Origin of the sequence: Polaromonas sp., assembly GCF_029945925.1 — a bacterium.
Taxonomy (GTDB): domain Bacteria; phylum Pseudomonadota; class Gammaproteobacteria; order Burkholderiales; family Burkholderiaceae_C; genus Polaromonas.
In genome coordinates this window covers 54,308-63,314 of the sequence record NZ_JAQSDN010000014.1, presented here as the reverse complement: position 1 = coordinate 63,314, position 9,007 = coordinate 54,308, and the positions used below count along the sequence as shown (strand labels likewise).

Genomic DNA, 9,007 nt, shown 5'->3' with positions numbered 1-9,007 from the left:
CAGTTCTACATGCAAGTCACGGGCCAGCTGGGGGACTTATTCAGCATTGCCCTAACCGAGGTGAAAGCTGCGCGCCAGCCGCGTCGCATCACGCGGCCTTGCCGAATGGCCAGGTGCGCTGCTGCGCCTTCCCTGAATTTCCGGTAAATCTGCTCAGCCTCGAGAATCTGACTTCGCGCCGGTTTGCTGCGCACCGACATGAATCCCTGCGTCCTGCCACCGACTTGAATGGGTCTCACATTGGCGAGCACCCAGTAGAAGTCGCCGCTTTTGCGCCGGCTTTTTGACAAGGCCGGTCCAGGGCAGGCCCTGACCCAGCGTCGTCCAGAGATCTGCAAACGCTTCTTCCGGCATGTCCGGATGGCGCACGACGTTATGCGCGCTTCCCATCAGCTCTTCCTTGGTGAATTCGCTCACATTCACAAAGGCAGGGCTGACATAGGTAATGCGCCCCTTGAGATCAGTCCTGGAGACCAGCGTAGCATCCTCTTGAAGTTCGTATTCAGTCGTCGTTACGGGTAAATTGCTGCGCACTTAGGGGGGCTTTCTTTGGCATGCACTTTGAGTGCTTGATGGGTCATTCGAAGACCACTCGTTGTTGCTTAAGAGGACGTATTCAGAGACGCCAGCGACTCGCGCAGGCTGGCGCGCAAGCGGCTGATGGCCTGGCTGTGGAGCTGGCAAACACGTGACTGGGTGACCTCCAGCACGGCACCGATCTCCCGAAGATTCAACTCTTCGTCGTAATACAGACTGAGCAGCAGGCGCTCGCGTTCGGGCATGAGTTCGATGGCCTCCATCAGCTGACGCCGGAAGTCGCCTCTGAGCAGCTGTGTCAGCGGCTCTTCGGCCAGGCTCTGGGCGCCTTGGCATTGCCGGTCAAGAAAGCTGTTGTCCCTGTTTTCCTGGTCGCCCTGATCGAAGTCGTCGTAATAGACCAGCTGGCTACCGTGAATCTCCAGCAGCAGATGTTGATAGGCGTCCAGTGAAAGCTCCAGCTCCTGAGCGATCTCGCCTTCGGTGGGCGCGCGTCCCAGTTTCTGTTCCTGGGTGTGAACCGCCTTGGCGACCCCGCGCGAGGATTGCCGCAAGCCACGCGACACCCAATCGTTGGAACGTAGTTCGTCAAGCATGGCACCGCGGATGCGCTGACTGGCGTAGGTTTCGAATTTCGCCCCCTGGTCGTCCTTGTAACGATTGCCGGCATCGAGCAGACCCATCATGCCGACCTGGATCAGGTCATCGAGCTCGACGCTGGCCGGCAGCTTGGCAATCAGCTGCAAGGCCAGGCGACGCACCAGTGGCGCGTATTGCGTCAGCAAGTCGCACGGACCAGACTTGTCGATCTTTCCCTGGGATGTGTACATTGAGGATTCCTCCTGCTTTCTTAACAATCGGGAAATTCAAAATTTGGCCGCGGCATCAGTGCATCTCCAACACGGGACAGGCCTCGTGGCGGGCCGTCCGTTCGGGAAGCAATGAAGGCGCGCGGCCTCCCGGTAGCCGCCATGGCCACTGCAGCAAATCCGACGCAATCTGGCGAAAGTCCAGTGCGGCCGGGCTGGCCTGAAATGCCTCGACGACGGTCAAGTTCAGCCGCTGAGCCTGGGACAGACGCGGGTCAGCCCTCACGCAGCCGGCGGGCTCCAGTGCCAGGGCAAGGTAGCGGCTACCGGTAAGCGCCAGATTGACCAGAATGCGTTGCGCCTCGGCCGCGTCGGTGGCGTGGTTGACCAGCACACGCAAGCGCTGCAACGCATGCGCGTAGTGAAGCCGCTTGATGCAGACATACGACGCCGTGATAGACGCCACATTCGGCTGCAACACCACCAGGACATGGTCTGCCTGGGCAGCCAGCGGCGAGAGCGCGCCGTCCTTGTCAAGCACAGCGTCGATCAACACCAGCCGACCCTCACGCTGGACCGGGGTTGGCGGCGCCCCGCTGCGCTCATCGAGCAGCATGACGTCCTTGCCTTGCTGCATCAATGCTGCCGCCAGGTTCAATGTGACGCACGTCGCACCCACGGTCGGTCCGCTGCCAACCACAGCCACCAGCCGCCCGGGGCTGCCAGCCATCAGGCGTCGCAGGCCATCCGCCTGATCGGTGACCACTTTCCTCTCGGTGGCCACCTCAAACACGCGCCGTCACCCGATGAGGTTGAGGTGACGGGGCTGCACCATCGGTCTCAAGCGCATCGAGCAGCACAAAGAGTTTCCCCAGGCCTTCCAACAGCACGGGGCCCGGCACCGGTCGGTCCGGACGCACCGATCGTCCGGCCAGTTGCGCCAGCACCTTGCGCGCCGCGTCAGCCCAGGCGTCCTGCACATATTGCAGGCGAAAAACCGTGGTGCAAGCCTGCCCGGCAATCAGCAAACGCTTGCGCATGGCCGCCTCATCCGACGGGCCAGCGCCTCCGAGCTGCAAAATGCCCTGCTTGAGAAGCTTGAAATACGGTTCGGCAGCGGCCCGCCAGCCGGGCCACTGCGCCATCTGCTGCGCTGTGGCTTGGACGCCGATACTGACCAGCACGTAGCTGTGCGCCAGCGACTTGCCGCTGTCCGCGTCAACAATGCGCCTCACCACACAGCGCAGCGTCGAAGAAGCCGCCGCAATACCCACCGCGCCGTCCCTGGGGTCAGGGCGCAGGACAACCAGCGCTTCTGCCACCGATATCAATGCGGGCTTTCTCCGATACGTTATCGGTTTCGGCGCACTGAAGGTGAGCCCGGCTGCCAGCTTGGCCAACGTTCCCGGCGCTCCATTTCCTGCATCCATGATACGAAGGGCAGCGGTACCCGAAGCCGCCCATTGAAGGCCGCCGGACTGCCACTGATTGATCAGCCCGGAGGCGGGAATACGGGCAAACAAGTGGACGACGGGTTTTCCAAATTTCTGTGCCCAGTCACCCGCTTGTGACATGCCAGGCTGCGCAGAACTGGCCAGGAGCTGCTGCGGTGCAGCGAAGGGCCGGCCGGTGCGATCCGACAGTAGCAGGGTGCTGCCGAGCACACGGGAATCATCACCGTCCTCCCATGCAAGGCTTGTTTCGCCGGCAACCGCCAGGACGTAGTCGCTGCAGCCGGCATGGATGTCGGCTGACGCCTGGGAACGCTGCGTTTGCGCGACCGTTTCCACGCCAACCCGGTCGTCGCAAAGTTGGCGCCAGAGTGCGCGGGTTTCCTCAAAGCCGATCTGGCCGTTGGCAAGCGCGCTCGCATTGGACGCCAGCTCCTGGGCGTTGTGGGTCAGCGCCCGGATCAGTTGCTGGCATTGCGAGCGCAGGCGCTCGCTGACAGCCTCTGCCGCAGCCACTTCTGCCTCATTGCTCAGCGGCGCCGGCCGCTCGTCAAGATCGGCCTCACCGGGCACGAACAATGCGCTTGGGCTTTTGGCCTGAAACACGCTGTCAACCAGCGCCATGCGATCAACCAGCATCAGGTGCTCGGGAACCTTCTGGCCGTTGGAAATGTAGTGCACCGGCAACTGGTGGCGAATGGCCATGTCAATCAGCACACCGGGATGCGTCGCCTCGTCAACTTTGGTGAAGATGCAGCCCGCCAGGTTTGTGCTGCCGGCCCGCTGTTCGCTGTGGCGGTAAGCTTGCACCACTTCGTTAAGCGTGTCTCCATGGCTGGAAGCGTTGAGCAGCAACAGGCGTTTGACCGGGCGACTGGCGCCGCACAGCATGGCGATCTGGTCGGAGACCGCGCGGTCACGCTGGCTCATGCCCACCGTGTCAATCAGCACCATATGTTTGTCGCGCAGGTCCCCCAGCACGCGCTCCAGGTCGGCTGCGTCTTTGACGGCATGCACCGAGACACCCAGAATCTGGCCATAGATGCGCAATTGTTCGTAGGCGCCTATCCGGTAACTGTCGGTGGTGACCAGCGCCAGTTTTTCCGGCCCGAAACGCATGACACAACGCGCAGCCAGCTTGGCGGTCGTGGTGGTCTTGCCAACACCGGTCGGCCCCATCAGCGCATAAACGCCACCCGCGTCCATCAATGCGTCTTCATCCTCGATCACAAGCATCTGCCGTGCCAGTTCCGCCTTGGCATAGTCCATGCCACAGGCATATGGCTGGCCGGTGGGCAGGTTTTCCAGAATTTCCTTGGCCAGACGTGCGCTGAAGCCGGCGCCGAGGAGCGTGCGCAGCAAGTGCCCGCGTACTGGGTCGCGCCTTTGTTTTTCGTTCCAGGCCATGCTGGCAAGCTGCTCCTCAATCATTCCGCGCATGGAGTGAATTTCCCGCAGAACGCTGTCGCCTTCATTGGCGGTGGTCGGCCCCGGCGCTGGCTGGGCCGCAGGTGAAGGGTCGGCCGGAGGCGGGCTGGGAGCGGTCGGCGGCGTCGCCGGAGCCGTCACCCTGGCGACGGGCTCTTCCAGGGTCGCCACGATTTCAATGCCGCCCGCCGTCACGCGGTTGGACAGGACCATGGCGTCGGGGCCAAGTGTCTCGCGGACCAGGCGCAGCGCCTCACGGCTGGATGGCGCCGTAAAATGGTAGTTCGGGGTGCCGGGTGTCAGATGGGTAGTCACGCTTTTCCTCCAATGGTGGCGGTCACCTTGATGGTGCGGGTGTCGGGTATCTCAGCGTGGGAAATCACCTTGAGCTGAGGCAGGCTGCGGCGCAGAAATCGGGCGAGCAACACACGCAGCGGGTGCTGGACCACCAGCACAGGCGCCAGACCCAGCTGGGACTGGCGGTCCATGGCCAGCTGGGTTTCCCTCAACAGGCTGTCAGCCAGGCCCGGCTCAAGTCCACTGCTGTTGGTCAGGGCCTGCAGCAAAACACGATCCAGCGAGCTGTCGAGGCCTATCACCTGCAGTTCCTCGTTGCCCGGGAAAATCTGTTGGACAATCGCGCGGCCCAGCGCCAGCCGGATCAGCGACGTCAGCTCCGTGGTGTCTGTAACCGTCGGTGCGTGCTCGGCGAGCACATCCAGAATGGTGCGCATGTCCCGGATAGGCACGCTCTCGTCGAGCAGGTTCTGGAGCACCTTCTGCAGCGTCGTGAGGGTCAGGGTTTTGGGAACCATATCCTGAATGAGCATGGGCGACTCTTTCCCGATGCGATCAAGCAGTTGCTGGACTTCCTGCCGCCCCAGCAGCTCGGCGGCGTGCGCGTGAATCAGGTGATTGAGGTGGGTGGCGACGACCGTGCTGGCATCCACCACCGTATAACCGTAAATTTGGGCCTGCTCGCGCAGGCTGCTGTCGATCCAGATCGCCGGCAGGCCGAAGGCCGGGTCCCGCGTCTGCGTTCCGGGAAGCGTGGCACTGACCTGCCCCGGGTTGATGGCCATCCACTGCCCGGGGGACGCCTCGCCCTGGCCGATCTGTACACCCTTGAGCTTGACCACATACGCGTTCGGCTTGATTTCGAGGTTGTCGCGGATGTGAACCACGGGCACCAGGAAACCAATGTCCTGTGCGAATTTTTTACGTATGCTTTTGATGCGCCCAAGCAACTCGCCGTTCTGGGTTTTGTCCACCAGGGAAATCAAGCGGTAGCCCACCTCGAGACCGAGCGGATCCACCAGCGCCACATCGTCCCACGTGGCCTCCTGCGACTCCAAGGCGGTTACCACCGGCGCAGGCGCCGCCACCGCGGTATCCGCGCTCTTCCCGCCGCCTCGCATGACACGCCGGCCGAGCCAGACCAGGCCGCCCGCAATGATCAGGAAGGCGAGGTTCGGCATGCCGGGAATCAACCCCATCAGGCCAATCACGCCCGCCGTCAGAAACAGGACCTGGGGATTGGCAAACAGCTGACCGGTGAGCTGCCCGCCCACGTCCTCGTCGGTCGTCACGCGCGAGACGATGACACCCGCCGCGGTTGAAATGACCAGGGCCGGAATCTGCGCGACCAGGCCGTCGCCGATGGCAAGCAGGGTGTAGGTCGTGGCGGCCTCCGAAAAACCGAGGCCGTGCTGGGCCATGCCGACAATCAGTCCGCCAATGATGTTGATCACCAGGATGAGAAGGCCTGCAACGGCGTCGCCGCGGACGAACTTGCTGGCGCCGTCCATCGATCCGTAGAAGTCGGCCTCCTGGGCCACTTCGGCACGGCGCTTGCGCGCCACGTCTTCGCCAATCAGGCCGGCATTGAGGTCGGCGTCGATCGCCATCTGTTTTCCCGGCATCGCATCGAGCGTGAAACGAGCGCCCACCTCGGCAATACGTCCGGCGCCCTTGGTGATGACCATGAAGTTGATCACGACCAGGATGATGAACACCATGACACCCACGGCAAAATTGCCACCGACCAGGAAATGCCCGAACGCCTCGATCACCTTGCCGGCGGCATCCGGACCCGTGTGGCCTTCCATCAGCACCACGCGGGTGGACGCGACATTGAGCGACAGCCGCAGCAGCGTGGTGAACAGCAGCACGGCCGGGAAAGCCGCAAAATCCAGCGCCTTCATGGTGTACATGCTGACCAGCAGCACCATGATCGACAGTGCGATATTGAACGTGAACAGCAGGTCCAGCAGAAACGGTGGCAGCGGCAACACCATCATGCTGAGAATCAGGATGATCAGGATGGGGCCGACCAGCCCCTTGCCCTGGTTGCCGGCCAGCATCTGCCTGGGCAGGCGCAACAATAAATTCGCCAGTGTCATGCGGGACTTCCAAGAGGATCGAGTGATTCGGGGACCGGCAGGTCACGCGGGGTGCGGGGCAGCGCGCCGCCTTCCGTGCCGGCGCGGTTCAGCTGGTAGGCCCAGGCCAGCACTTCAGCCACGGCGGCATACAGGGCGGCCGGGATTTCATCGCCCAACTGGGTGTGACGGAACAGGGCCCGGGTCAGCGGCGGCGCTTCCAGAACCGGCACCTTGTGTTCTTCGGCCATGGCGCGGATGCGCAGGGCCACAAGGTCGGCACCTTTGGCAACCACGCGCGGTGCGCGCATGTCCTTGTCGTGGTATTTCAGTGCAACCGCAAAGTGGGTTGGGTTGGTGACAATGATGTCGGCCTTGGGAACCTCGGCCATCATGCGGCGCCTGGCCATCTGCTGCTGCTGCCTGCGGATCTGAGCCTTGACCTGCGGATCACCGTCGCTTTCCTTCTGCTCCTGGCGCAAATCTTCGCGCGACATGCGCAGCTTGCGGGCGTGGCTCCAAAGCTGGTAGGGCACATCGATGAGCGCCACCAGCAGCAACGAAGCGATGATCAGGGCACAGCTGCCAGCCACCAGGTGCAAGGCATGCGGCAGCGCAGCGCGCGCCGGCTCGTTCATCAAGGCCATGATGGCATCGAGCTTGCCCGAGATGACCCACCAGGCCACGCCACCGACCAGCAGCGACTTGACGATGGTCTTGACCAGCTCGGCCAGCGACTCGGCCGAAAACATGCGGCCAATGCCGGCCACGGGGTTCAACTTGGAGAATTTGGGGACCAGTGATTTTCCCGAGAGCAGCCAGCCACCCAGCATCATCGGCGCCACCAGTGCCGCCACCATCATCATGAGAAGCACCGGCATCAGCGCCTGCATCGCGTGCAGCACGGCCGTCCCTGCCTGCACCATCATGTGTGACGGATCAAAGGCCGAAGCACGCTCGAATTGCAAGCCGTTGCGCAGCGCGCTGTCGAGATGCCCGCCTATCATTTCTCCCAGGGTCCAAAGGGCGCCAACGCCCGTGGTCAGCATGACAAAAGTCACCAGCTCCCGGGACCGGGCGACCTGCCCCTCCTCACGCGCTTTTTCCAGACGCCGGGGCGAGGCTGGTTCGGTTTTTTCGAGATCACTTTCTTCCGCCATCAATGCTCCGGAGCGACAGGCGCCGGAAGGCGCCTCTTCACGACGATTATTGGGGAGAGGGTCTTGAACCGATCAGACAAACAGGCCGGGGATAGGCCTGTTCCTTGGGCAATCAGCCGCCTGCCGCGGGCTAGAAGCCGAGGCTGGCCAGCAGGTCGTCGACCTGACCCTGATCGTCCACCGCGTCGGTGTTTCCCAGCTTGATCTGGGGGCCGTTGAGCAGGCCGTGGCCGGCTTCTTGCCGCTTGTCAATGGGGGCGTTGTCAATCAGCAGCTGCAGCAGCTGCGTCTCCATGTCCTTGATCACGTCCATCATTTTCTTGATGACCTGACCGGTCAGATCCTGGAAATCCTGGGCCATCATGATTTCCATCAACTGCGCGTTGGTCGCACTGGTCTGCTGCGGGACGGCCGCCAGGTAGCTGCGCGTGTCCCTCACCAGGTCACGTGCATCGTCCAGCTCCAGCGGGCTGGCAAACCACACGTCCCAGCGCTGGGACAGGCTGATGGCCTGTTTCGACAGGTTGTCCTGGATGGGCTGAGCCACGTCAATTGCGTTGAGCGCCCGTTCCGCCGCTCGTTCGGTCATCTGGGCGACATAACTCAGGCGGTCACGCGCATTGGGAATGGCCTCGGCCGCCCGGGCAATGCCCTTGTCCAGGCCCAGCTCGCGCATGCCCTCTCGCATCTGGCGCGTCAGATGCCCGATGCGATTGACCAGCTGTTCGGTCGAGTCGCCCACGGGCACAGAGGAAGTTGTGTCGTGAGCCATGTCAAGCACCTTCTTTTTCTATTTTTTCGAAGATCTTGGTGATCTTTTCCTCCAGCGTGATGGCTGTAAACGGCTTGACCACATACCCATTGGCTCCAGCCTTGGCCGCAGCAATGATGTTTTCCTTTTTTGCTTCCGCCGTCACCATCAACACCGGCAGCTTGGCAAATGCGGGGTCGGCGCGAATCGCCTGCAACATCGCCAGACCGTCCATGTTTGGCATGTTCCAGTCGGAGACGACAAAACCGTAGTTGCCGCTCCGGACCTTTTCCAGGCCCACCGCGCCGTCTTCGGCTTCATCCACGTTGACGAACTCCAGCTCCTTGAGCAGGTTGCGAACAATCCTTCGCATGGTCGGGAAATCGTCCACGACCAGAATCTTGATATTTTTGTCGACCACGTTCACTCCAAATTTTGACTACCAACACACATCAACGGGAGGCTCACAAGGCACCACCCAAGAGCTCTT

At 62.3% G+C, this 9,007-nt stretch carries 7 protein-coding genes and 1 pseudogene; all 8 read right to left on the bottom strand.

Annotated features, from left to right (window positions below; translation table 11 throughout):
• Positions 1–119 precede the first annotated feature (119 nt).
• A pseudogene (locus tag PSV40_RS03885) lies at positions 120–534 on the bottom strand (PAS domain-containing protein); the annotation flags it as partial.
• A gap of 68 nt (positions 535–602) precedes the next feature.
• A complete protein-coding gene (locus PSV40_RS03880) occupies positions 603–1,367 on the bottom strand; it encodes an RNA polymerase sigma factor FliA (protein WP_300534415.1) in 765 nt (254 codons plus the stop codon).
• Positions 1,368–1,422: 55 nt separating this feature from the next.
• Positions 1,423–2,112: a hypothetical protein gene (locus tag PSV40_RS03875; protein WP_300534412.1), complete on the bottom strand. Its 690-nt coding sequence runs from the start codon at positions 2,110–2,112 to the stop codon at positions 1,423–1,425.
• A 19-nt stretch (positions 2,113–2,131) separates the two neighbouring features.
• Entirely contained in the window at positions 2,132–4,540 is a 2,409-nt protein-coding gene (gene flhF, locus PSV40_RS03870) for a flagellar biosynthesis protein FlhF (RefSeq protein ID WP_300534409.1), read from the bottom strand.
• Entirely contained in the window at positions 4,537–6,627 is a 2,091-nt protein-coding gene (flhA, locus tag PSV40_RS03865; protein ID WP_300534407.1) for a flagellar biosynthesis protein FlhA, read from the bottom strand. Before flhA ends, flhF begins: the two co-directional genes overlap by 4 nt.
• Positions 6,624–7,766, bottom strand: coding sequence for a flagellar biosynthesis protein FlhB (flhB, locus tag PSV40_RS03860; RefSeq protein WP_300534404.1), 1,143 nt, complete (start codon positions 7,764–7,766; stop codon positions 6,624–6,626). Before flhB ends, flhA begins: the two co-directional genes overlap by 4 nt.
• A 130-nt stretch (positions 7,767–7,896) precedes the next feature.
• Positions 7,897–8,538 carry a protein phosphatase CheZ gene (gene cheZ / locus PSV40_RS03855; RefSeq protein WP_300534401.1) on the bottom strand — a complete coding sequence of 214 codons (642 nt, stop codon included), beginning with the start codon at positions 8,536–8,538 and terminating at the stop codon, positions 7,897–7,899.
• Position 8,539: 1 nt separating this feature from the next.
• Positions 8,540–8,938: a chemotaxis response regulator CheY gene (gene cheY / locus PSV40_RS03850; RefSeq protein WP_300534398.1), complete on the bottom strand. Its 399-nt coding sequence runs from the start codon at positions 8,936–8,938 to the stop codon at positions 8,540–8,542.
• Positions 8,939–9,007 lie beyond the last annotated feature (69 nt).